This window comes from Roseomonas sp. GC11 (assembly GCF_024437745.1).
Lineage (GTDB): Bacteria > Pseudomonadota > Alphaproteobacteria > Acetobacterales > Acetobacteraceae > Pseudoroseomonas.
Window position 1 is genome coordinate 1 of record NZ_JANFNY010000079.1, and the last position, 24,648, is coordinate 24,648.

Below are 24,648 nucleotides of genomic sequence, written 5' to 3' on the forward strand. Positions count from 1 at the left end.
ATGGCCGGGTCCGTCGTCTGCGACCTCCGCAACGTCTGGGATCCCGCCACCATGCGCGAGGCCGGCTTCTCCTATTCCTCCATCGGACGTCCGTGAGCCAGACCTGCCCCATGCCTCGTTTCATGCCCCCATCGGCCAGGTGAGGAAGTCGATATGATCAACTTCAAGAAGCACATCCTCTTCTTCACCGAGAAGTCGATCGTCTCCGGCCACAGCGTGGATTTCATGCTGCGCGACGACGTGCTCCTGCACCTCAAGGTGGTCAACGACCCGCCGCGCCTGAAGATCAACGACAGGCAGGGCGGCAAGTGGGGCAAGGAAATCCGCCTGCCCCTCATCGGCCCGCTCGATGCCGAGGGCTTCCAGATCGAACTGCGCCAGGATGCGCAGGGCGTGAGCCTGCTGGCGGGTGGCGAGACCGCCCGCTTCGAGCGCTGCGGTGACCTGACGCGCGCCGACAAGGTGCGCATCCCGCGCTCCATCCAGCACGCGATGGAGGCGACGGAAACCCTGCCGGCCGATACGGAACTGGCGCCGGCCGGCGGCAGCGCCCCGGCGGCGGGCGGCGCGGCCGTGGTCAGCAACACCACCGGCGCCGCCTATCAGCGCGTCGACGCGCAGGAAGCCGCCGCGGGCGAGGCCAGCGGCCCGCCGCGCGAATGGCGGCGCTTCGTCTTCTCCCGCAAGGCGATCACCCAGGGCCACAGCGTCAACTTCCCGCGCGGCGACGACATCGCCCTGCACCTGAAGTTCAACGCCGCCGCCGGCCGCCTGACGATCAACGACAATGTGCGCGGCTCCTGGCGCTCGGAAATCCGCCTGCCGGTGCCGGGCCTCGACATGGCCAACAGCGTCGAGGTGCACCTGGTCAATGGCGAGGACCATGTGGAGATCAGCGTCAGCGGCGGCGAGAAGGTCATTTTCTCGCGCTGCGGGCGGCTTGAATCGCTCGACACGGCGCGCTTCTCCTCGAACATCTACATGGTGCAGCAGGATGGCATCGACCTCGGCAGCACGGCTGCCGCCGCCGATGCCGGCCCGGCCCATACGCCGCTGGTGCCCAATGCCGCGCCGCTGCCCGAGCAGAAATTCCCGCAGCTGCTGAAGGACGCCACCACCCAGTGGAACGCCTTCCTGCGCGAGACCGAGGGCCTCAGCACCGCGCTGCAGCAGAAGCTGACGCTGCCGCCGGTCGCCTCACCGCTGGCCAAGGCCGGGGAGCGCGCGCATCTGCGCCATCTCGACCAGCGCATGCGCGACATGCGGGCGCTGCACAAGGAAATCCGCCAGTATATCGCCCAGAGCGAGGATCAGCTGCGCGGCGTGATCAGCGCCAAGCTGGACTTCCTGGGCAAGCTGCAGGATTCCGCGGTCGAGGCGGCGCGCGAGGATTATAAGAACGCCCTGCAGGCCCGCCGGCAGAAGGCGGCGCAGACCGCGGCGACGCGCCAGGCCGCGCGCCTGGCCACGCGGCTGAAGGCCCTGCCCAAGGAGCGCAGCGCCCTCTGGGTCCTGCGCCAGGGCGGTGCCAACCTGCCCGCCGCCCCGGCCGAGACGCCGGAGAGCGAGGCGCGCAAGGCCGTCGCGGCCCTCTTCGACGCCGCGCATTACCGCGGCCATTTCACCGAGGCGCTGCCGCAGGATGCCGACCTGCTCGCGCATTACCTGGCCTTCGGCTGGCAGGCCGGGCTGGACCCGCACCCGCTCTTCTCCGTCGCCTACTATCAGGCCGCCTATCCCGAGGCGGCGGGGCTGGAGCCCTTCGGCCACTTCCTGCTGGAAGGCGAAGCCAAGGGCAACAGCCCGCACCCGCTGCTGTCGCTGCCCTGGCTGGCGGCGCAGGCGGGCGGCGCGCCCCTGGCCGGCCTCTTCGCCGCCTTCCTGGCGGGCAAGACCGGCGAGGCCTCGCCGCACCCGGCCTTCGACGCGCCGGGCTATGCCCGCCGCGCCAAGCTGGAGCAGGGCAGCGCCCATGCCGCGCTGCTGCACTACGCCACCGAGGGCTGGCGCAAGGGGCTGAGCCCCTCGGCGATCTTCGACATCGACCACTACCTGTCGCAGCTCGACCAGGAGGGGACGCAGGGCACCGAGCCCTACCTGCATTTCCTGCTCTATGGCGCGGCCGAGGGCATCGCGCCGCACGCCCTTTTCGATGTGCGCTACTACCGCCAGCAGGCCCAGGCGCAGGGCGCGATCCCGCTCGATGCCCTGCAGCACTATCTGGTGGAGGGCGAGGCGGCCGGGCTGCGGCCCAACCCGCTCTTCGATCCCGCCTTCTACCGCGCCCAGTTCGCCGAGGCCGAGGCGCCGGCGGCGGGCAAGGCGCTGCTGCACTACATCATCCTGGGCGACAAGGGCGTGCAGTCCACGCACTGGCTGTTCAGCGCCAAATTCGCCATGGCGCAGCTGCTGCCGGTGCGCGTCACCGCGGGGCAGACGCCGCTGGCCTTCTACCTGGAGCAGGGGCTCAACGCCTTCACCTCCCCCTCGCCCTTCTACGAGGTGGGCCACTACCTGCTGGCGGTGGGCACCGCGCTGCGCGGCCAGCACCCGGTGCTGCATTTCCTGGCGGCGAAGCCGGAGAGCTTCATCAACCCGCACCCGCTCTTCGACGCCGCCTTCTACCGCGGCCAGCATGAAGGCACCGCCTTCGTACACGAGAACCCGCTGGCGGACTTCATCCTCGGCGTGCCCTCGGCCTTCGTCTTCAGCCCGCACCCGCTGTTCGACAGCCGCTACTATATGGAGAAGCACTCCGACGTCGCGCGGCTGAAGCTCAACCCGCTGTCGCATTACCTGCTCTATGGCGGCAAGGAGGGGCGCAACCCGAGCGCCACCTTCAACACCAAGTTCTACCAGAGCAAGCATAACATCAGCAACGCGATCAACCCGCTGGTGCACTATGCCCTGTTCGGCCAGGATCTCGGCCTGCCGACGCTGCCGCAGAACGAGCCGGCGCCCGCCGCCGCGCCCGCCGCGCCGGCGCGCCCCAAGGTCAGCTACCACCGCGGCCGCCGGCCGTGGATTGATGGCGGCAAGACCATCCTCGTGGTCGCGCATATCGCCGGCAAGTTCCTCTTCGGCAGCGAGCGCAGCTTCCTCGACATCCTGACCGGCTTCACGACGATGAACGTCAACGTCATCGCCGTGCTGCCGCAGAACAACCCGGTCTATACCCAGGCCGTCGCCGAGCTGACGCATGAGGTGGCGATCTGCTCCTATGGCTGGTGGCGCGCCAACCCTGTCTCGGAGGAGCATGTCGCCCTCTTCGAGCAGATCATCGCCGAGAAGAAGATCGACGCAGTGCACGCCAACACGATCATGCTGCGCGAGCCGCTGATCGCCGCCAACAACAAGAAGATCGCCTCGGTCGTGCATATCCGGGAGCTGATCGAGAAGGACGAGGCGCTGATCAAGCTGATCGGCGAGACCCCGGCGCAGATCATCCAGAAGGTGCGCAGCAATGCCTCCTGGCTGATCTCCAACTCGCGCGCCACGGCGCAGAGCTTCGCCGTCGAGGGCCGCAGCTTCGTCGTGCCGAACACCATGGACATGACCATCATGGACATGGCCAACGAGGTGGAAGGCGAGATCGTCAAGTTCGGCCTGATCTCCAGCAACCTGCCCAAGAAGGGCGTGCTGGACTTCGTCGAGCTGGCCGGCGCCGCGCAGCACGTGGCGCCCAATGCGCGCTTCGTTCTGATCGGCCCCGAGACGCCGCTGACGGCCGAGCTGCAGGCGGACCAGAAGGCGGGCAAGATCTCCCCGCACGTCATCTTCGCCGGCTATGCCGAAAGCCCGCGCGCGGCGATCGAGCAGGTCAATGTCGTCATCAACTTCTCGCACTTCGCCGAATCCTTCGGCCGCACGGTGCTGGAGGCGATGTCGGCCCGCCGCCCGGTGATCGCCTATGACTGGGGCGCGCTGCCGGAGCTGGTCTCCGATGGCAAGACCGGCTTCCTCATCCCCTTCCTCAAGCCGCTCGACGCGCTGCCCGCCGTCATCCGGCTGTGCAGCGAGAAGGGCCTGGTGCAGAGCCTGGGCGAGGCGGCCCGCGCCATCGCGGTGCAGGACTACTCCACCATCCAGTATGCCGCCAAGCTGAGCGCCGCCTACCGCACCATCCTCGGCCTGCAGGAGCCGCGCCCGGCCACGGAGGCGCAGGACGTGCACCCGATGCTGGCCGCGAGCCGCGCCAGCGCCACCAAGCCGGAGGTCATCAAGCGGGCGCGCGGCATCGACTTCGACCGCAAGCCGGGTGAGCGGCCGCGCATCGCCTATTTCTGCTGGCACTTCCCCGTGCCGTCGGAGACCTTCGTCCTCAACGAGCTGCGCTACCTCGTCTCGCAGGGCTATGACGTGCGGGTCTTCTGCCGCCAGACGCCCTACAAGGACTTCGTCCCCGACTTCCCGATCCAGTGGCAGCGCGTGGCCTCGCCGGACGACCTGGCGGAGGCGCTGGTCAAGACCGGCCGCACCGTGGCGCATGGCCACTTCGTCTACCCGACCGTCACCGACTTCCTGTGGCCGGCCTGCGAGAAGGCGAACATCCCCTTCACCTTCATCGCCCACGCGCAGGACATCTTCCGCTACGACAACGACGCCAAGAACCGCGTGGGCGAGATCGGCCGCGCGCCGCTCTGCCGCCGCGTCTTCGTGCTGTCCGAGTTCCACCGGAACTTCCTGATCGAGCGCGGCGTGCCGGCCAGCAAGGTGGTGATCAACCCGAACGCGATCGATGCCGAGTATTTCTCCCAGGCCTCGATCCCGGACCGCTCGGCCCGCAAGTTCCGCTCCATCTGCGCGGTGCACCGCTTCGCGCCGAAGAAGGGCCTCGACCTGCTGATCCGCGCCGCCGCCCTGCTGCGCGACGATGGCATCACCATCGACCTCTACGGCTATGGCGACCTCGAGGAGAGCTACCGCAAGCTGATCGAGGAGCTGCAGCTCACCAACGTGCACATCAAGGGCCGCACCTCGAACCGCGAGGGGCTGCTCGAGGTGCTGCGCAGCTACGACCTCTTCGCCTGCCCCTCGGTGCGCATCGAGAATGGCGACATGGACGGCATCCCGACCTCGGTGGCCGAGGCGATGGCGGCCGGCATGCCGGTGATCACCACCAACATCTCGGGCATCCCGAGCCTGGTGGTGGATGAGATCACCGGCATCATGGTCGAGCCCACGCCGGAATCCATCGCCGACGGCATCCGCCGCTACTACGCCATGCCGGCCACGCGCGTGGACTCGATGATCGAGGCCGCCCGCCGCCGCGTGCGCGAGCAGCATGACGTCACCCGCCTCTGCCGCGTGCTCCTGCGCACCTGGAACAACGAGACGGTGGACCTGCTGCTCGTCACCTGGAAGAACATCGAGGAGCACCGCGAGGTCCTGCGGCGCCTCTACAAGTACACCGCCCTGCCCTTCCACGTGATCGTCTGCGCCAACTACGACGAGGACCCGGAGGTGGTGGAGCTGCTGGAGAGCTACCACGCCCAGCACGACAACTTCACGCTGATCTACAAGGGCTACAACTCCTTCGTCGGCCCCGGCACGAACACGGCGATGGATGCCGGCAATTCCGACGTCGCCATCTATGTCTGCGGCAAGGAGGGCATGGTCCTGCGCTCCGGCTGGGAGCTGTCCTTCATCCACCACTTCGCCGAGAACGCGGATGTGGGCCTGGCCGGCACGCTGTGCCATTCGCCCACCTACATGACGGGCGCCGAATATCCGAAGGGCGTGCGGGAATTCGCCCGCTTCCGCAACCAGGACTTCGCCGCCGCCAACCCGACGCGCCTCTTCTACCACACCCAGGGCGGCTTCTTCGGCATCCGCCGGCGCATGTATGACGAGATCGGCGGCTTCAGCGAGGCCGTGCCGCACGACTACACCGATGTCGAGTACAACTACTACGCGGAGAGCCGCGGCTGGCGCCTGGGCGAGGTGCCGGGCCTGATGGCGCTGTTCAACAAGAGCCGCCCGCCGCTGATCGCGCGCTTCGACGAGACCATCGGCGCCACGCACCCGCCGGCGCTGTCGGAACTCGAGGTGTTCGACGCCATCGCCTCCGGCCGCCGCTTCAACTGCAATGTCTGCGGCTGGAATGGCGAGGCCTTCGAGCGCGTGGGCCAGGAGGCGCATTGCCCCTCCTGCCACTCGACCCGCGCCGACCGCAGCCTGATGCGCTGGATGGCGCCGAGCGTGCTGCTGCATCGCCGCCTGCCGGCCCTCTGCGTCGGGCTGACGGGCAAGATGCAGGCGGTCTGGGCCGAGCAGTTCCAGGGCCCGCGCCTGTCGTGGGAGGAGTTCCTCGATACCCTCCAGCGCAACAAGAAGCTGCCCAACCGCCCGGCCAGCCTGCATATCATCGGCCTGCGCGGCCTGCCGGAGAACCCGGAGACGCTCGGCCTCGTGCTGGCCGAGGCCTGGCGCCTGATGGTGCCGGAGGGGACGCTGCTGGTGCAGCCGGCGGAGGGTGAGAACCCGCTGCGCCTCCAGGGCGCGCCGCCGGAGTTCGAGGCCAGCATGGCCGCCGCCGGCTTCGTGCTGCGCGAGACGCCGGTCTATTTCAGCCGCTCCTCGCAGCTCGACTGGGCGCCGATGTGGGTGCTGCGCAAGACCGCCATCACCCAGGCGGCGGCGGCCGAGTAAGGCACCGCCCCCGGCCTCTCCGCCGGCCTCCTCTCCCCCCCCGGGCACCCGCGCCCCGGGGGGAGGGACGGGCCGGGACGAAACGGGCGCCGCCCCCCCCAGGGGCAGCGCCCTTTTTCATGCGCGGGGGCGGCGCCTCAGCCGGCGCTGCGCAGGCCCCAGGCCTTTTCCAGATCGGCGATGTGGCGGGCCATCTTTCCCTCCAGCGCCGCATCGGCGCCGGTCTGCTGCAGGATGGCGGCCTGCACCGCCTTCACCTCGGCCAGATGGACATGGCGGTCCAGCCGCTCGCCCACGCTGGCGCGGTGCCTGCGGTGGTCGTTCAGCGGCGCGGCGCTGTAGTGGATGCGGCCGGGCTGGCGGCAGGCCTCCACATAGATCCGCCAGTCCCCGGCGCAGGTGAAGGCGAAGGCGGCGCTGCCCAGGCTGCGGAAGGCCTCCAGCAGCGCCTCGCGCCGCCACAGCACGGCGCTGACATTCAGCACGAGGTTGCGCGGCGCCAGCACGCCGCGCAGGAATTCCTGCGGGGTGAAGCTGCGGTCCTCCGCCAGGGGGGAGGCGCCCATGGCCGCGTAATAGGCCTGGTGGTCCGCCTGCAGCAGGCGCCCCGCCTCGTCGATGGCGCGCGAGTCACAGAAGGAGAAGAGCGCGCCCTCATCCTGCGCGAGGCTGGCCATCTGGTTGGCGAGGAAGGCGGGGTTGCTGCTGTCATCCGCCTCGGCGATCCAGAGATAGCGGCCGCGCGCCCGCTCCGCCGCGCGCAGCCACTGGCGGAAGACATTGCCGCCGCGCCGTGCCTGCAGGACCAGCTCGATGTCGCGCTTGTGGTGCAGGGCGATGCTGCGCGCCACGTCGATGCTGTCATCGGTCGAGGCGTCGTCGATCACGATCACCTCGAGCACCGGCCAGGTCTGGCGGAAGATGGTGTCAAGCCGCTGATAGAGGAAACGCCCGTAATTGTAGTTGGGGACGACGACGGAGATGCCCTCCTCCGCCGCCGCGGCGGCCGCGCCGGCCGGGCGGCGCGGCAGGCTGGTGGCCTCCATCGCCGCGAGGCGCTGCAGGAAATGCGCGAAGGGGGCGGCGGCGGCGGCCGGGTCCTCCGCCGTGGCGAGGTAGGCGGCGGCATCGAAGCTGGCGGCGGCCGCCACCCCGGCCTGCTCCGGGTTCTCCAGGTAGTGCCGGTAGGGGTCCGGCGCGGCGGCGGCCTGCGGGCAGTTCTCGCGATAGGTGGCGGGGTCGAAGAAAGGGTTGGGCGCGCGCTCGCGCCGGTGCAGCAGGTGGTCGGCCAGCGGCGTGAGGCCGGGCGGCACGGCATGGGTCAGCAGGTACCAGGCCTGGTGGAAATGCAGGCTCGGCTGCTTCACCCGGCGCGGCGCGGCGGCGTAGAGGGCGAGGGCGCCGGCCGGCTCCTCCAGCCGCAGCCAGGCGGCGGCGCGCACCGGGTCGAAATAGGGGTTGGGCCAGTGGCCGGCGGCCTCGCCCTCGGTCAGGTAGTGCAGGAGCGGGTCGCCGGTGGCGCCGTGGCGCTCCTGGTACCAGGCGGCGTCCAGCAGGCCGCTTTCCGCCAGCCGGCCATAGGCCTCGGCCAGGGCCTGGGCGCGGTCCGGCGTGGCGGGGGGCAGGCCCTGCCGCTGCGCCAGCTGCCCGGCCAGCCAGCCGAGCGTCAGCGGCGCCGCGTCCACCCCCACCACCGGCAGGGCCGCGCCCGTCACGGCGATGCGCAGCTCGACCCCGGCCTCCGGCGCCGTGGCGGCCAGGGCGGCGATGGCCTCGGCCTCCATCCGGTGCCAGGGGAGGGCGAAGCCGCAGCGGGTCGTGGCGTTGAAGGCCCGGTCCAGGTCGGGGCGCGGCAGGACGGTATGGGTATGACCCAGGCACTGGCCCTGCGCCACCAGCTCGATGCGCAGCGGGTGGCCGATGGCACCGCGGTCCAGCGCCCAGCCCATCAGCCCCTGCTCGGCGCTGACATGGTCCATGGCGCCGCCATAGGGCAGGGCGAAGGGTGCGGCCGGCAGGGCGGGCAGGCTCACCGTGACGCCGGGCGGCAGGTCCAGCCGCAGCGCCCGCCCCCCGGCCCCGGCGGCAGGAAGGCCGGGGGACATCTCCGGGGCAAGCAGGGAAGAGGGCGCATGGAAGACCAGCGCGCCGTTCAGCACGACCCGCAGCAGCCCGGCCGGCCATTCGACGACGAGGTGGTCCGGCGCCGTCGCCTCCGCCCTTCCGGCCAGGGGGCGCGGCAGGCCGCGCAGGTCGCGGCGCACCCGGTTGATCCAGAGCGCGCCGGCTTCGAGCCGCAGGGAGAGAAGCGGGCCGCCCCCCTCGGCGGCATAGGTGATACAGGCGGCGCCCTGCCGCCGGTCATACGGGACCGCGAAGACATGGCGGTCACCGGGGCGAAGCATCACCACCCCCGGAGCCGTCGCGGTCGCCGGGGGCTGGTCGCTGCTGGACATTGCGGAATAACCCTACGCTCTGGAGGGCCGGATCGTAGGGTATCCCTTTCCAGGGGCAAGGCCGGGTGGCGGCGCGCGCCCGCCCCGGCCTTCCTCCCCAACCTCCTTCCCCGGCGCCTCCCCGGCGCCTTCCACCCCGGCGGGCGGGATGCCCGCCGGCGCACCGCGGAGGGGGCGCCTCAGCGCCGGCTGACGTTCCAGTAGACCGGCGCGGGCGGGTTCAGCAGCCCGTCCAGGTTCGCCCGGTGCGCGCGCAGCTGGTACTGGATGCCGATCGGCACATAGGGCACCGTCTCCAGCGCGCGGGCCTGGATGCGCGCGGTGATGTCGCGCCGCGCCGCCTCATCCGTCGTGTCGGCGAAGGCGGCGCGCAGGCGCTCGATCTCCGCGTCACAGGGCCAGCCGAACCACGCCTTCTCGCAGTTCGAGCGCAGGCCGAGATGGCTCACCGGCTCCATATAGTCGAGCCCGCCGGGGCCGGAGATGAAGATGGACCAGCCCCCCCGGCCCACCGGCTCGCGGCTCTGGCGGCGGGAGACGACGCTGGCCCAGTCCATCGACTGCAGGTCGGTGCGGATGCCGATGCCGCGCAGCAGGGCATCCGCCACCAGGGTGAAGGCGTTGATGTTGGTGTTCTCCGCCGCGTTCAGCAGCACGGCGGGGGTGCCGTCATAGCCGCTCTCGCGCACCAGCTGGCGGGCGCGCTCCAGGTCCGGGCGCGGCCAGCCGGCGGTGGTGTGCCAGGGGGAGGAGCAGGCATAGAAGCTCTGGCAGGCGCGGCCCTGGGCGGGGTCGTCCGTCACCGCCTTGAGGAATTCCGCGCCATCGACGGCGGCGAGCAGCGCCTGGCGCAGCTTCGGGTTGTCGAAGGGCGGCTGGGTGGTGTTGAGGCGGATCTGCTGCGCCACGCCGATCTCATCCTGCCGCGCCACGGTGATGTCGCGCGCGCGGCGCAGGATGGGCAGCAGGTCGGCCGGGATATCCTCGGCGATGTCGATCTCGCCCTTGCGCAGCGCGTCGATGGCGGTCTGCTGGTCCGGCATGATCAGCCATTCGACGCGGTCGAAGCGCGCCACCTTGCCGCCGGAGAAGCCATCCGCCGGCTCGGGGCGCGGCTGGTAGGCGGGGTTGCGCTCGAAGACGATGCGGTCCCCCGCGCGCCACTCGGCGACGACGAAGCGGTAGGGCCCGGAGCCCAGCACCTCGGGCACGGCGCGGTTGGCCGGGGTCTGCGCCAGGCGCTCGGGCATGATGAAGGGCACCGGCGCGCCGGGCTTGCCGAGCGCCTCCAGCACCAGGCCCCAGGGGGCGTTGAGCGCCAGGGTGAAGCTGCGGGCATCCTCGGCGGTGAAGACGGCGCCGCGCGCCATGAGCTGCTGGCCCAGCCCGTCATTCTGCGCCCAGCGGCGCAGCGAGGCGATGACATCCGCCGCCGTCACCGGCGTGCCGTCGGAGAAGCGCAGGCCCTCGCGCAGACGGAAGCGCCAGAGGCGCCCGCCTTCCTCGGCGGACCAGCTCTCCACCATCTGCGGCCGGATGCGCAGCCCGGCATCGACGGCGAAGAGCGTGTCATAGACCATGTAGCCCAGGTTGCGGGCCATGGAGTCCGAGCCGAGATGCGGGTCCGTCACCCGCACATCGCCGGAGGGCTTGACGCGCAGCACGCTCTGCGCGGCGGCGGGGGTGGCGAGCGCCGCCGCCAGCAGCGCGGCCAGTGGCACCAGGGTCTTTTTCCAGTTCTTTTTCATCGGGTTTCCTCCTTGGGGGGGGCATCGTCAGGACAGGGCCGGCTCTTCCAGGGCGGCGAGGCCGCCCCGGCGGATCAGCGCATGGGCGGCCAGGGCCAGCGCGGCGGCGGGCGGGGCCGGGGGCGCGGCGGGCAGGAACAGGAGATCCGGCCCGCCGGGGCCGCCGCCGCCGAAGAGGCTGCGCGCCATACCCTCCGCCACGGCGGCGCGCAGGGGCGGCGGCAGGGCGGCGGGCCAGCCGCACAGCACCACCCGCGCCACGGGCTGCAGGTTCAGCGCATTGCCCAGCACGAGGCCGATGGCGCCCAGCACGCCGCGCAGCGCCGCCTCCCGCCGCGGCGTCAGCCGGGCGAGGCGCGGCCACTCCGCCCCGGCCGCCACCAGCTCCGCCTCCGCCACGCCGCAGAGCCCGGCCAGGGCGACGGTGGAGGCCACCGCCTCCAGGCAGCCGCGATGGCCGCAGCGGCAGGCCGGGCCCTGCGGGTCGAGCACGACATGGCCGATCTCGATGGGGCGGATGGGGTCGCGGTCGGTCACCGGGTCCACCCAGGCGCCGCCGACGCCATGGCCGAAGGCGAGGAAGAGATGCCGCCCGCGCAGCGGCGGCGCGCCCGGCCCGTGCAGATGCATGGCGGCGAGGGCCGTGGCGGTATTGGCCAGCACCAGCGGCACGCCGGGGAAGGCGCGGCGCAGCCGCGCCTCAAGGCGGGCGGGGTCCAGCGGCAGGATGGGGTTGGGGCGCCCCGCGCCGGGCGAAGCGGCCATGGCTGCGGCCGGAGCGGCGGCCAGGGCGGCGGCCAGGGCGGCAGGGGGCGCCGCCACATGGCCGGGGATGGACACCGCGACCTGCCAGGGCCGCAGGCCGGCGCGGGCGCACCAGGCGGCGAGGCTGTCCACCGCCTCGGCGGCGATGGCCTCCAGCGCGGCGGGGGTGGCGGCGGGCGGCAGGGGCAGGCGGCCGGCCATGTCGGTGCCGCCGCCGAGGGGGCCGAGGCCGAAGCCCAGCCGGTCATGCACGAATTCCAGGGCGGCGACGCGGGGATTCTTGCCCAGCGCAACCAGGGTGGAGGGGCCGCCGGGATAAGGCACCGGGCGCCGCAATTCCTCCACCAGCCCCTCGGCGCGCAGCTCGGCGAGGATGCGGGAGAGGCTGCCCTCCGTCACCTGGCATTCGCGCGCCAGCATGGGGCGGAACAGCCCTTCCTCCGCCAGAAGGCGGCCGAGGATGGCGGCGCGGGTCTGCCGGCGGGTGCGCGGGGGGTGTAGCATGGCCCTGGACGATTCTTGCTCTGCGCAAGGATCTAGGCGGCAAGGCGCCGGGCGGTCAATCATCCTTCCCCGGCACCCTTCCCCGGCACCCTTCCCCGGCACCCTTCCCCGGCCCCCTTCCCCGGCCGGGGCCGGCGCGGCGTGGCGGCCGCACCACACCCCCGCCCCTTCCGCGCCGGGTCGGCTCTTGGCGCTTTCTTGTGAATTCCTGGGTTCTCATGGGCCCGATAGAAATGACACCGACATGATTCCACCCATGCACGAAACCCATGCCGGGCCTGGCCATTCCCCTGCCCGCCGCTGAAGGCGCACCGGCCCGACCATGAACGGCCCTGATGCATCCTCCGAGGCCCTGCCGGGACATCCGGGCTGGGCCATGGCCGCGGCCCAGCCGCCGGCGGGCGCGGCCCTGGCGCGGCGGGCGCCCTGGCAGCCCGGCCTGCGCGGCGTGCTGGCGGCGGCCTTCGGCGCGCTCGGCGTGCTGGTCGCGCTGGTGTCCTCGGCGGCGATCGGGCAGCTCGCCACGCAGAGGTTGCGCGCCGATATCGGCGCCGAGCTCGCCGCCGCCGCCGGGCGCGCGGCCGATCTGCTGGACCGTGGCCTGCATGACCGGCTGCGCGAGGTGCGGCTGGCCGCCACCCTGGCGCCGCTGCGCGACCCCACCGCCAACCCGGCCGAGACCCAGGCGACGCTGCGCTGGCTGCATGACATCTACCCGGAATATGCCGCCTTCTTCCTGATCGGCGCCGATGGCCGCATCCGCGCCGCCAGCCGCGAGGGGCTGGCGGGGCTCGACGTCTCGCAGCGCGACTATTTCCGGCACGGCCAGGAAGGGCCGGTCCTGGTCGATGTCCATGAGGCGCTGCTGATGAGCCCGCTGCTCGGCCGCCCGCCGGAGAACCCGGCGCGCTTCGTCGATCTCGCGGCACCTCTGCCGGGGCAGCGCGGCCACCCGGCCGGCGTGCTGGCGGCGCATCTCTTCTGGGAATGGGCGGAGGATATCGAGCGGCATGTGATGGGCGCCGTGCTGCGCCGCCATCCGGGGGCGGAGGCGCTGGTCTTCTCGCAGGATGGCGTGGTGCTGATCGGGCCGCCGGCGCTGCGGCGGCGGCCGCTGGCCCTGCTCTCTCCCGGCGCGGCGCGGGCGCTGGCGGCGGGCGGTGCCGGCGGGGAGCAGGGCAGCCTGGTGGAGCATGCGCCGGATGGCGACGGGCGGGATTATCTGGTGGGCTATGCCTCCACCGGCGGCTATCGCGAATCCCCCGGCCTGGGCTGGCGGGTGGTGGTGCGGCGGGAGGCGGGGGCGGCCTTCGCCCCCGCCCGCGCGCTGGCGCGCGATGTGATGTTCTGGGGCCTGGGCGCGGCCACGCTGGCCGCGCTGCTGGGCTGGCTGCTGGCGGGGATGATCAGTTCCCCGCTGGCACGGCTGTGCGAGTCCGCGGCCCGGCTGCAGCGCGACCCGGCGGCCGCCATCACCACGCCGCTGCATGGCCCGCGCGAGGTGACGGCGCTGGCCACCGCGCTGGCCGCGCTGGTCGCCGCGCTGCGCGGGCGGGAGAGCGCGCTGCGGGCCGGCGCCGCGCGGCTGCGCCTGGCGACGGAGGGCACCGGCCTCGGCACCTGGGAGATTGACCTGGCCTCCGGTGCCAGCCAGCGCTCCCCCCGGCATGATGCCATTTTTGGCCATGCCCTGCCGCTGCCGCGCTGGGGGTGGGAGGATCTGCTGCGCCATGTGGCGCCGGAGGACCGGCGCCGTGTCGCCCGGCGGCTGCGCGTGGCGGTCGGGCGGCGGCGGGAATGGGAGCTGGAATGCCGCATCCACCGCGCCGATGACGGGGCGGAGCGCTGGATCCGCTGCCGCGGCGCGCCGCTGCCCGAGGGCAGCGCCGGCGCCTGCCGCTATGGCGGCATCGTCGAGGACATCACCGCCCGCAAGGAGGATGAGCGCGCGCTGGAACTCCTGGTGCGGGAGCTGGACCACCGGGTGAAGAACCAGTTCGCCGTGTTCGACAGCCTCGTGCAGTTCACGGCGCGGGGGGCGGCGGACCCGGCGGCGATGGCGGAGACGCTGCGCGGGCGGCTGCGCGCGCTGGGCGCCGCGCATGATCTGGTGCGGGAATCCGCCGGCAGCGGCGTGGCGCGCGGGTTGCGGCCGACGCGGCTGGACCTGCTGATGGGCGCGGTGCTGGGCCCCTTCGCCACGGGCGGGCTGGCGGCGGAGGAGCGGCTGCGGCTACAGGGGCCGGAGCAGGCGGTAGGCCCCACGGCCGCTGCCGCGCTGGCGCTGCTGCTGCATGAGATGGTCACCAACGCCGCCCGCCATGGCGCGCTGCGCCAGCCCTCCGGCCTTGTCGAGATCCACTGGAGCGCGTCTGGCGGCCGGCTGCGCCTGCACTGGCGGGAGCAGGGCGGGCCACCGGTGCTGGCCCCCCCTACGCGGCGAGGCTTCGGCACCACGCTGGTGCGGCGCACGGCCTGCGGCCAGCTGGGCGGCCGGGTGGAATTCGACTGGACGCATCCGGAGGGCCTGCGCCTGACGATCGAGATTCCTCTCCACCGCCTGGAAAACTGACCCTTTCCTGAAAAAGTTTTTTGGTTCTTTTTTCCAAAAAAGAACCCTTACTTCCTTTCTTTTTTATTTTTATTTTCCTTTCCCTCCCGCCTGCCTGCCTCACTCCCCTTCCGGCCGCAGGCGGCTGGGCAGCAATTCCCCCGCATGTTCCAGCACCGGGTAGGCGGCGGCGGCGATCAGGTGGCCGTTCACCAGCTTGATGTCACGCAGGGCGTCGAGGTGCAGGGCGCTGGTTTCCACCGCATCCAGCCGGCCGTCGCGCAGGCGCTGGAAATGGGCGGCCACGGCCTGGGCCTCGTGGCGGCGGAATTCCTCCTTCTCGGCGGCGAGGCGGCGGGCGGCGCGCAGATCCTCGGTGAGGAAGAGCGCGGCAGCGGCATGGAGATTCTCCAGCAGCCGGTCCACCAGTTCCAGCAGTTCCGCCCGTTCCTCGGGCGAGAAGGCGAGGCCGCGCTTGTGCTGGCGCGCCACCAGGGCGAGCAGGCCGCGGTCGATCACATCGCCGGCCTGCTCCATGTGGGTGGCGAAGGCGAGGATGCTCATGACGCGCTGGTGGTCGGCCTGGCTCATCGCCTCGGCATCGAGGCCGGTGAGGTAGGCCTTGATGGCGGCGTTGAGCCTGTCGAGGATATCATCCATGCGGCGCAGCCCGGTGATGCGGCGGCGGTCGCCCTGTTCCAGCACGCCGCGCAGGCCGCCCAGCATGGCCTCCAGCACATCGGCGAGGCGCAGCACCTCGCGCGCGGCGGCGCCGAGGGCGACCACCGGCGTCTCCGCCGCCGCCGCGTTGAGGTAGCGCGGCCGGGCCGGGTCCGCCTGATCCACGCGCGCGGGCAGCAGGCGCTCCAGCAGCCGGGCATAGGGCGGCAGCAGGGGAAAGAGCAGCAGCGCCAGCCCGAGATTGAACACGGTGTGGAAATTGGCCACGGCGCGCGCCGGCTCGGTGTCCAGCGCGGCGGGCAGGGCGGCGAGCCAGGGCAGCAGCGGCAGCAGGGCCATGGCGCCGAGCAGCCGGGTGGCGAGGTTGCCGAGCGGCACGCGGCGCGCCGCCGGGTCCGCCCCCGCGCCGCCTTCCAGCACGGGGTTCAGCGCGGTGCCGAGATTGGCGCCGAGGACGAGGGCGAAGGCGCCTTCCGCCGGCAGCAGGCCCTGGGCGGCGAAGCTCATGGCCAGCAGCACGATGGCGGCCGAGGAATGCGCCGCCCAGGCGGCCAGGGCGCCGAGCAGCAGGCAGGGCAGCGGCTGCGCCGCCACCAGCGCGAGCACGGCGCGCAGGGCGGGGGCGTGGCCCATCTGCTCCAGCAGGGTGACGAAGTGGTGCAGCGCCATCAGCAGCAGGCCGAGCCCGATCAGCACGCGGCTGAAGTCGCGCAGGGCCGCCTGGCTGCGGCGGAAGAGCAGCACGCCGGCCAGGATCAGCACGGGGGCGAGGGCCGCCACGTCGAAGGAGAGGAGCTGCACGATCAGCGTGGTGCCGACATTGGCGCCGAGCATGACGGCCAGGGCCGGCACCAGCTCCACCAGGCCGGAGGCGGCGAAGCCGGTGACCATCAGCCCGGTGGCCGTGCTGCTTTGCAGGATGGCGGTGACACCGAGCCCGGCGGCGAAGGCGGCGGCGCGGTTGCGCAGCGCCTGCCCCAGCAGCGCGCGCAGCCGCGCGCCGAAGGCCCGCTGCACGCCCGTCTGCACCATGTGGACGCCCCAGATCAGCAGGGCCACGGCCCCCGCCAGTTCCAGCAGGGTGCGGAAAAGCGCCATCCCATGGTCTCCCGAGTGCAAACTTCCATGATGCGCCGGATCGCCCGCAGCGCAACACCGCACACGCCATCGGGGCGCGCCCAGCGCCGCCGCATGACGGGGATTTCACGCGGCTGGGCCTCGCCGGGGCCGATGCGCGCGGCTCCACCCCGCAGGAGCTGGCCAGCTATATCGCCAGCGAAAGCGCGAAGTGGAGCCGGGTGGTCACCAAAGCCAAGGTGACGGTGAATTAGAGAGATATCTTCTTTTTCTGAAGAAAAAGAAGCAAAAAGACTCTTTCAGTTTGGCGTCCCGCCTCAAGCCCGAGGCGGGACGCTCACTGAAAAAGGTTTTTTGGTTCTTTTTTCCAAAAAAGAACGCTGTCTTACGGCTGCTCGCAGCTGAAGCTGCTCTCCTGCTGCGGATCGCCCCCCTTGTAGCGCGCTTCCAGCGGCGCCGGGCAGATCGGGCGGGCGCGGCCGGGGAAGGAAGCCCCGCGCGCCACCAGCCGCTGCGGCGCCTCGCCGCGCTCCACCCAGCCCTCGATGGCGGTGAGCGGGTCGAAATCATCCAGGGCGGGGCCGCCGCCGCAATGGGTCATGCCCGGCACGATGAACAGCCGCGCCCATTCGGCCAGCTTCGCCGGGCCGCCATTGTCCGCCGCGAGTTCCTGCCACCACTGGCGCAGATCCTCGGGCGAGAAGACCGGGTCGGCATTGCCGTGGAACACCAGCATCCGCCCGCCCCGCGCCGTGAAGCTGGAGAAGAGCGTGGCCGTGGTATCGTTGATGGCGGCGGTCTGCGCCAGGCGCGGCGTGTCACGGTCGAAGTCGAAGCGCAGCAGGTCGAGGTTCCGCACCGGCGGCGTCAGGAAGTAGTAGCCGAGCGAGGCCGGCGCCAGCACGGCGTTGCGCGCATTGGACTGCGCCGTCGGCGAAGTGCCAAGCTTCCAGGCCCGCCAGCCCGGCGCGGCGATACCGGGATCCCACGACCAGCCCGCGTAAAGCGCCCGCCCGGCGCTGTCCTTCGCGCCGCCGAAGACACGCTCCAGCGCCGTCACCTGCGCGGCGGAGAGGCAGTCCGCCGTTTTCTCCCCCGTGCAGCGCAGAGTGGCGGGCGCGAAGCGGCAGGCGGCCATGGCGTCCACGCTGCCATCGGCCAGGCCATCGGCGGCGTCGCAGGTGGCCAGCACCTTCTCCGCCACCAGCTTCATATCGGCCGGGGAGAGCGCGGCGGCGAGGATGGGCCGGCCGGCATCGTCGCGCGGCGCGGCGGCAACCAGGGCCTGGGTGTCCCAGGCCTGGGCCAGGGCGGCGCGGCTGAGGCGGAAGCCGGGATTGCCCGCCACGATGCCGTCAAAGGCGGTGGGGTAGCGCTGCGCCGCCATCAGCGCGGCGCGGCCGCCATTGGAACAGCCCATGAAATAGCTGCGCTCCGGCGCGCGGCCATAGCGCGCCTGGATGAGCTGCCGGGCCGCGTCGTTCACCGTGCCGATGGCGGCATAGGCGTAGTCGAGCCGCGCCTGCTGGTCGAGGCCGAAGCTGGCATCCGAATTGTCCCGCCCCTGGTGGCCGGAATCGGTGGAAACAACCGCATAGCCGCGGTTCAGCGCCGGCGCGGCGGTGGAACCGCTGACGGGGGTGGCGCCCACCGCCTCGTTCACCACGCCATCCATGCCGCCGCCGCCCTGGAAGAGGAAGCGGCCATTCCACGCCTCCGGCAGGCGGAGCTGGAAGCGGGTGGCGTAGCGCACGCCCTCCGCGCCCTGTCGCGGGTTCAGCTCCCCCTCGACCACGCAATGCGCCGGCAGGGCGGAACGCGCGCGCGCCGCCCCGGTCAGCGCCGCGCGGGCGGGGTTCTCGGCGGGCAGGGTGCCGGCGGGCACGGCCTCGGCCCGGCTGAGATGCAGCGCCTGGGGCGCGGCGGCGAGCAGATCGGCGCAGGCCTGCTGGGCGGCGGCGCCGGTGGCCTGGAGCAACAGCCCCGCCACCCCAAGCACTGTGCCGGCCAGACGCGGATAGGATGCCAAGGCCTTATTCTCCTTCCTGGCGCCGCGAATCCGCTTTGGATCGACGGCGGATGTTTTCACTGTATCCTAAGAGGCAACCCGGCCACTGACACGCGCCGGGAGGAACAGGGGGGATATGATGCAACAGGCAGGACCGGCGCCGACGCGGCGCCAGGCGATGGCGGGAGGATTGATGGCCATGGCAACCGTGACACCGGCCGCGCAGGCGCAGATGGCGGCCCCCGCGGCAGCGCCCGCGGCCTATGCGCCCCCCATGGCCGAGGCGGTCCCCCTGGTGACGCCACGCCTGGAGTTCATCTACGAGGCCGTGGTGGATATCGCGCCGGTCATGCCCCTCGGCCCCTCGCCACTCGGCGAGCGGCGCATGGTGCCGATCACCGGCGGCAGCTTCGAGGGCCCGCGCCTGCGCGGCAGGGTGCTGCCCGGCGGCGCGGACCGCCAGCTGGTGCGGCGCGACGGTGCCCGCCTGCTCAACGCGATTTACGAAATGGAGACCGAGGATGGCGCCATCATCACCGTGCACAACAAGGTGCTGGTGAACGATCCGCCCGGACAGCCGCGCTACGCCTTCTCGACGCTGGAGATCGCGGCGCCCGACGGGCCGCATGGCTGGCTGAACCAGGGTGTCTATGTCGGCACGCTCGACAGCCTGCGGCCGGCACGCGCCGCCGTGGTGATCCGCGTCTTCCGCCTCGGCTGAGCGGAGGCAGCCCGCGGCGGGCCCAAAGCCTTGACGGACGGTGCGCCCTGGCCGACAGGGCGCACCGGCCCCGCCCTGCCCCCCGGGCGGCGGACGGCCTTTTGCGGCGGGGGAATATCCTGGCCCGGCACGACGCCCCGGCGCCAGCAAGGAGAGAGTGGATGGATGTGATGGCCGATACCCCGGAGAACGGCCTGGCCTCGGCACGCCGCACGCTGGAGCTGGAGACCGAGGGGCTGCAGGCCCTGCGCGCCGCGCTGGATGGCAGCCTGGCCGAACCCCTGCAAAAAGCCATCGCCGCCATCCGCGCCGCCGAGCAGGGCCGCGTCATCCTGACCGGCATGGGCAAGTCCGGCCATGTCGGGCGCAAGATCGCCGCCACCCTCGCCTCCACCGGCACGCCCGCCTATTTCGTCCATCCCGGCGAGGCCAGCCACGGCGATCTCGGCATGATCCGCAGCGAGGATGTGGTGATCGCCCTCTCCTGGTCGGGCGAGGCGCCGGAACTCTCCGATATCGTCGCCTATACCCGCCGCTTCGGGGTGACGCTGATCGCCATCACCTCCCGCGCCGGCAGCACCCTGGCCCAGGCCTCGGATGTGCCGCTGATCCTGCCGGCCATGCCGGAAGCCTGCCCGAACGGCCTCGCCCCCACCACCTCCACCACCATGCAGATCGCCCTCGGCGATGCGCTGGCGGTCGCCCTGCTCTCGCTGCGCGGCTTCTCGGCCAAGGATTTCCGCCAGTTCCACCCGGGCGGCAAGCTCGGCGCCCAGCTCCGCCGCGCCCGCGACCTGATGCATGACGGCACCGCCGTCCCCATGGTGCCGCAGGACGCCACCCTCTCCCAGGCCATCGTCGAAATGACGGGCAAGCGCTTCGGCGTCACCGCCGTGGTCGATGCCGAAGGCCGCCTCGTCGGCGCCATCACCGATGGCGATGTCCGCCGCGCCTTCGAGGCCGCCTTCGTCGACCGCCCGGTGCGCGAGGTGATGAACCGCGGCCCGCGCACCATCCCGCCCGACATGCTGGCCCAGGAAGCCCTGGCGCTGATGAACCGCCTGCGCATCACCAGCCTCTTCGTCGTCGAGGATGGACGGCCGGGCGGCATCCTGCACATGCACGACCTGCTGCGCGCCGGCGTGGCCTGAGGAAGGGTTCTTTTTTAGGAAAAAAGAACCAAAAAACCTTTTTCAGGAAGGGAGGGGGCCGCTCCGGGAAAGGGCGGGGCGGGTTCCCCCGCGCCTCAGCCCGCCACGGCGGCCAGCGCCGCCTTGCGGCGGGAGACGCAGCGGTGGGTGAAGGCCGTCACCGCATCATGCAGCGGCGTCCTGGGGCCGAAATTCTGCCGCACCAGCCCAAGCAGCTGCGCCGTGAAGCGCGAACCGCCCTCCAGATAGGACTTCACCGGGCGGACCTGACTATGCGCCATCAGGTAGCACATCATCACAATGCTGATGAACTGGTTCATCGGCACGAAATCAGCCTCCTGGCCGAAGGAGACCTGGCTCAGCAGCGTCTTGGCCCAGGGAGACGTCTCGCCCAGCAGAGCGGCCGCCTCATCCTCCCGCCCCGCGCTGGTGAGCAGCAGGCCCAGATAGAAGCGCGCCCGCGCCAGATCGGCCAGGGCAGTCCAGGGGAAGACATGGTCCTCGCGCAGCTGGTCGGCCGCCGCCATCAGCGCCAGCAGGCGCGGCAGGGCGGCTTCGGCGGGCTCGGTGCGCTCCTCGAGCACAGCGCTGGCCAGTTCCTCCTGCAAGGCCGCGGCATCGGCGGCGAAGCGGCCCGCATCCGGCTGGCCAGCCTGCAATTCCGAGGCCGCGGCCATCGCATCGATGGTGGCATCGAGATGCCCCTTCTCCACCAGCACCCGCATGATGGTGGAGAGGTTGCGGTAGCCGGGGTCGCGCGCCAGGGCGAGCAGCGCCTTGCGGTCCGCCGCGCGCTCAATGCGCTGCCGCAACAGGAACGCCATGCGCACGACCCGCAGCGAGGCCTGGATCTCGGTATACTGGTAGTAGCCGCGCCCGGCGATTTCCACCGCGCTACCACGCACGCCGCTGCGGAACACCGTCTCCACATCGGAGAGCAGGTCGAGCGCGTCTTCCTTGCGGCCCTGCGCAAGCTTCAGCGAGGCCATCAGCAGCTCCGCCCGCGCATAATTGGGCGAGAGCAGGCGCGAGGCGCTGCTGCGATAGGACAGCGTGATCTTCAGCATTTCTTCCGCCTGCAGCGGGTCGTGCTGCAGCATGGAAATGTAGCTCATCATCATGGTGACGGAAGTGCGCCAGCGGATACCGTTCTCGCTCTCGTCGCGCTCCGCCAGGGTGGGCTCGACCTCCTCGCACAGCTCGGCGATATCGCTGTCGGTGCTGTCGCCCAGCTCCAGGATGCGGTAGCCGAGCACACAGAGCGCGGCGCTGCGCGCGCTGAGATCCTCGCGCTCATTGCGCAGCAGGCGGCGGCAGCAGAAGCGCGCGGCCTCGGTATCGTCCATGCGGGCGGTATTGGACTGCACGCGGGCGAAGAACTGGCGGTTGGAGCGGATATCGACAGCTTCCAGCAGGGCATCCTGCGGCAGCACCAGCTCGGCGCCCCCATCGGCCGGCAGCAGGCGCAGCTCATGCGGCAGCGTCGCCTGGCCATAGAGCAGGTCGAGCGGCATGGCGAGGCTGGCCGTCTCCTCGTCAGGGGCGACGGGGAGGGAAACCACCCGGGTATGGCCGATGGTGAGCTGGAGACGGCTGCCCGGCCCGGCTTTGCAGGACGCCATCACATGGTCCCGCGTGAATTTGACCTCAGCAGTCAGCGTCATCCGGAAGCTCCATCGCCGTGCCGCGGGCCATCTGGCGCACAGCCCGGCAAATGATCGAAACATTTACACAATTGGGTATATCCAAGCAATCATCACAGAGGCTTGGCAAGAGTAGAGCCCCTGACATGGAGGAGAGCCAGCCGTCTGAAAAGGCCTTCTGTCCCACAAAAGAGAAAGAGCGAAACCTTTACGCCACCTTATCACACCCTGTCCCGCCGCGCTTTCCCTGCCGGGCCTCACGCGGCCTTTTGCCGGGGCAGGCTGGCAAGCCCGGCGCTCTGCCATATAATGCAAAGCCGTAAGTGACGGCCACCTTCCGGCCGGCGGCAGGCCAGCGCGCGATGCATGGCCGGAATCATCTCAGAGAGGCCTTCATGGTGCATCCCCAGCCCGCCATTGCCGGCGAGACCTCCGCGGCGCCGCTCCCGGCCGCGGAGGCTTCCCAGGCCGATTTCCGGGTGGAAGCGATCACCTGCGACCATGTCATCCTCTCCGCCGCCGCCCATGCGACCGGCCTGTCGAAGGAGAACATCGTCCTCTCCATCGGCGGCCGCCGCTTCGCCACCCTCTCCCCCGCGGCTTTCCTGGCCGTGGCGCCGCAGGCGGGCGGGGAGCGCTCCTACTTCAAGATCCGCATCCCGACCGAGATCAGCGAGGCGGCCAACCGCCCCGATGTGGAATTGCGCCTGCGCAGCACGGGCGAATTGATCCCGAATGGCCTGCGCAAACCATTGCCCGGCACCCGCCGCGCCCGCGCCCTGGTGCTGATCCCCGCCGGCTCGCGCTATGATCACGACAAGATCCGGCTGCACAACTGGCCGGTGTCGCGCATCATCGACACCTACTCCAACATCGGCGACCTGATGGTCTATGACTCGACGCTGAAGATGCTCGGCTTCGAGACCGTGGAGGTCGGCAACATCACGACCTTCACCGACAAGGACGTTGACCGTTACAATAGCGAATTCGACTTCGCCTTCCTGCGCGGTTCCAACTTCATCCACGAGTATATGGAGTGGGAGCGCGCGGGCGAGCTGATCGAGCGGCTGAAGATCCCGGTCTTCGCCATCGGCGTCGGCGCCCAGGCCGAGACGAAGCGCATGATCACCCTGCCCGCCCAGGGCCTGCGCGTCTGGCAGGCCATCGCCGACCATTGCGGCGCCATCGGCGTGCGCGGCGCCTATTCGGCGGAGGTGCTGGCCCATAACGGCATCCGCAATGCCGAGGTGGTGGGCTGCCCCTCGGTGTTCCGCCGCTGCCAGCCGGCGCTCGAGCTGAACCTGAAGCCGGCCTTCGACATCCGCAACATCGCCTTCAGCCTGCGGCGCGAAACCAGCGGCAATTATGCCCGCCACATCGCGCGCTACCTCGAGATCCAGCGCGACTTCATGCTGCGCCTCGACCAGGAAAGCCGCATGACCGTGACGCTGCATGGCGAGCGCGAGGAAAAAGCCTTTTTCTTCCGCGATGTGGAGCGCCGGGCGGAGGCCATCGCGTCGCTGCGCCAGCAGGGCTGGCTCACCGACGAGAACGCGGCGCAGATGCTGCGCATCTACGACAGCCAGCTCTTCTTCAACACCAGCGTCGCGCAGTATGACGAGTTCATCCGCACGCAGGACTTCGCCGTGGGCTACCGCGTCCATGGCGTGCTGCCGGCGCTGGCCAATGGCGTGCCCGGCATGCTGGTCAATTACGACGAGCGCAGCGCCGAGCTGGCCGAGACCTTCGACATCCCCCTGGTCGAGGAGGAGAGCCTGGCCAAGGCCTCCTGGCGCGACATCTACACGCCCGAGGCCTTCGCCCCCTTCCAGCGCACCTACAAGAAGCGCTACGCGGCGATGAAGGCCTATCTCGACCGCAACGGCGTGCCCCATCGCCTCTGAGCCTTTCCCGCGCCGCCGCGTGCCCGCGCCACCCCGCGCGGGTGCCGCCGGGGGCGCGGCCCTTCTCGCGGCCCCGCCGCGGAGCACGGCCATGCCCAGCCCCCCCTTCCCCGCCCCTGCCTCTCCCCCCGCCCCGGCAGGCGCGGCCCCCGCCCCCATGGTCCAGGCCAGCCTGATCCAGGCCAACCTGATCCAGGCCAACCTGATCCAGGCCAGCCTGCCCGGCTGGCTGCGCCCCGGCGCGCCGCGCGGCCTCGCCCAGCGGCAGCTGCGCCGGCTGCTGATCGCCCTGCCCTCGATGGCGCATGGCGGGACGGAACGCCATGCCCTGGCCCTGGCGCGGATGCTGCACGCCGCCGGCGTCACCGTCACCATCGCCGCCGACCCGGCGCGCCACCCCGCCCTGGCGCGCGATGCGGGGGAGGCCCTGGCCCGCTGCCTGCGCGGCGCCCGCATCGGCTGGGACGCGGACAGCCCGCCGGCCGAGAATATCCGCCGCCAGCGCCAGGCGCTGGGGGCGGTGCTGGAGCACAACCCCGCCGATGCCGCCCTGCTGCCGCTGCCCTGGCCCAATGCCGGCATCGGGCTGATGGCGGCGCTGGCGGCGGCGGGGCTGCCCACGCTGGTGGTGGGCCACCTCGCCCCGCCCGAGGCGCCGCCCGGCATCGATGACGCGGCGCGCCAGGCCGCCGCCGCCCTGCCCGGGCTGTGGGCCGCCGTCTCCGCCCCCATCGCGGCGCGGCTGGAGGCCGCCTTCGCCCTGCCGCCGCGCCGCGTCCAGGTGGTGC

12 protein-coding genes are annotated in these 24,648 nt (G+C 71.5%); 6 read left to right on the forward strand and 6 right to left on the reverse strand.

Features of this window, described 5'->3' with window-relative positions:
- Nucleotides 1–153: 153 nt before the first annotated feature.
- Nucleotides 154–6,651: a glycosyltransferase gene (locus NON00_RS19825; protein ID WP_256024439.1), complete on the forward strand. Its 6,498-nt coding sequence runs from the start codon at nt 154–156 to the stop codon at nt 6,649–6,651.
- A 137-nt stretch (nt 6,652–6,788) separates the two neighbouring features.
- On the opposite strand, the gene NON00_RS19830 is transcribed toward NON00_RS19825, so the two are convergent.
- The 3 genes from NON00_RS19830 to NON00_RS19840 form a co-directional block, all read right to left on the reverse strand.
- Nucleotides 6,789–9,107, reverse strand: a complete 2,319-nt coding sequence (locus NON00_RS19830; protein ID WP_256024440.1) for a glycosyltransferase family A protein — start codon at nt 9,105–9,107, stop codon at nt 6,789–6,791.
- Between the two features lie 179 nt (nt 9,108–9,286).
- Nucleotides 9,287–10,855, reverse strand: coding sequence for an ABC transporter substrate-binding protein (locus NON00_RS19835; RefSeq protein ID WP_256024441.1), 1,569 nt, complete (start codon nt 10,853–10,855; stop codon nt 9,287–9,289).
- Nucleotides 10,856–10,882: 27 nt separating this feature from the next.
- On the reverse strand, nt 10,883–12,124 hold the full coding sequence (locus NON00_RS19840; RefSeq protein WP_256024442.1) for an ROK family transcriptional regulator: 1,242 nt from the start codon (nt 12,122–12,124) through the stop codon (nt 10,883–10,885).
- 322 nt (nt 12,125–12,446) lie between these two features.
- Here NON00_RS19840 and NON00_RS19845 point away from each other — a divergent pair, with 322 nt between their 5' ends.
- Nucleotides 12,447–14,696, forward strand: a complete 2,250-nt coding sequence (locus NON00_RS19845) for an HWE histidine kinase domain-containing protein (RefSeq protein WP_256024443.1) — start codon at nt 12,447–12,449, stop codon at nt 14,694–14,696.
- A 99-nt stretch (nt 14,697–14,795) separates the two neighbouring features.
- Here the strand turns inward: NON00_RS19845 and NON00_RS19850 are convergent, their stop codons facing one another.
- Nucleotides 14,796–16,454, reverse strand: coding sequence for a Na/Pi cotransporter family protein (locus NON00_RS19850; protein WP_256024444.1), 1,659 nt, complete (start codon nt 16,452–16,454; stop codon nt 14,796–14,798).
- 364 nt (nt 16,455–16,818) lie between these two features.
- Complete coding sequence (locus NON00_RS19855) at nt 16,819–18,462, reverse strand: tannase/feruloyl esterase family alpha/beta hydrolase (RefSeq protein ID WP_256024445.1); 1,644 nt, start codon at nt 18,460–18,462, stop codon at nt 16,819–16,821.
- 178 nt (nt 18,463–18,640) lie between these two features.
- Between NON00_RS19855 and NON00_RS19860 the strand changes: the two genes are divergently transcribed.
- Nucleotides 18,641–19,162, forward strand: a complete 522-nt coding sequence (locus NON00_RS19860) for a DUF3237 domain-containing protein (protein WP_256024446.1) — start codon at nt 18,641–18,643, stop codon at nt 19,160–19,162.
- A 161-nt stretch (nt 19,163–19,323) separates the two neighbouring features.
- Entirely contained in the window at nt 19,324–20,313 is a 990-nt protein-coding gene (locus tag NON00_RS19865) for an SIS domain-containing protein (RefSeq protein ID WP_256024447.1), read from the forward strand.
- Nucleotides 20,314–20,408: 95 nt separating this feature from the next.
- Here the strand turns inward: NON00_RS19865 and NON00_RS19870 are convergent, their stop codons facing one another.
- Nucleotides 20,409–21,977: a hypothetical protein gene (locus NON00_RS19870; RefSeq protein ID WP_256024448.1), complete on the reverse strand. Its 1,569-nt coding sequence runs from the start codon at nt 21,975–21,977 to the stop codon at nt 20,409–20,411.
- A 374-nt stretch (nt 21,978–22,351) separates the two neighbouring features.
- On the opposite strand from NON00_RS19870, the gene NON00_RS19875 reads away from it, so the two are divergent.
- Nucleotides 22,352–23,860 carry a polysaccharide pyruvyl transferase family protein gene (locus tag NON00_RS19875; protein WP_256024450.1) on the forward strand — a complete coding sequence of 503 codons (1,509 nt, stop codon included), beginning with the start codon at nt 22,352–22,354 and terminating at the stop codon, nt 23,858–23,860.
- A 91-nt stretch (nt 23,861–23,951) separates the two neighbouring features.
- Nucleotides 23,952–24,648 (forward strand): glycosyltransferase (locus NON00_RS19880; protein ID WP_256024452.1); only part of this gene is annotated, 697 nt, incomplete at its 3' end.

Bases quoted from the DNA above. Each gene is read 5' to 3' on its own strand.
- NON00_RS19835 (WP_256024441.1), bottom strand. From the start codon at position 10,855: ATGAAAAAGAACTGGAAAAAGACCCTGGTGCCACTGGCCGCGCTGCTG.
- NON00_RS19870 (WP_256024448.1), bottom strand. From the start codon at position 21,977: ATGACGCTGACTGCTGAGGTCAAATTCACGCGGGACCATGTGATGGCG.
- NON00_RS19860 (WP_256024446.1), top strand. From the start codon at position 18,641: ATGGCAACCGTGACACCGGCCGCGCAGGCGCAGATGGCGGCCCCCGCG.
- NON00_RS19830 (WP_256024440.1), bottom strand. From the start codon at position 9,107: ATGTCCAGCAGCGACCAGCCCCCGGCGACCGCGACGGCTCCGGGGGTG.
- NON00_RS19845 (WP_256024443.1), top strand. From the start codon at position 12,447: ATGAACGGCCCTGATGCATCCTCCGAGGCCCTGCCGGGACATCCGGGC.
- NON00_RS19840 (WP_256024442.1), bottom strand. From the start codon at position 12,124: ATGCTACACCCCCCGCGCACCCGCCGGCAGACCCGCGCCGCCATCCTC.
- NON00_RS19865 (WP_256024447.1), top strand. From the start codon at position 19,324: ATGGATGTGATGGCCGATACCCCGGAGAACGGCCTGGCCTCGGCACGC.
- NON00_RS19875 (WP_256024450.1), top strand. From the start codon at position 22,352: ATGGTGCATCCCCAGCCCGCCATTGCCGGCGAGACCTCCGCGGCGCCG.
- NON00_RS19850 (WP_256024444.1), bottom strand. From the start codon at position 16,454: ATGGCGCTTTTCCGCACCCTGCTGGAACTGGCGGGGGCCGTGGCCCTG.
- NON00_RS19825 (WP_256024439.1), top strand. From the start codon at position 154: ATGATCAACTTCAAGAAGCACATCCTCTTCTTCACCGAGAAGTCGATC.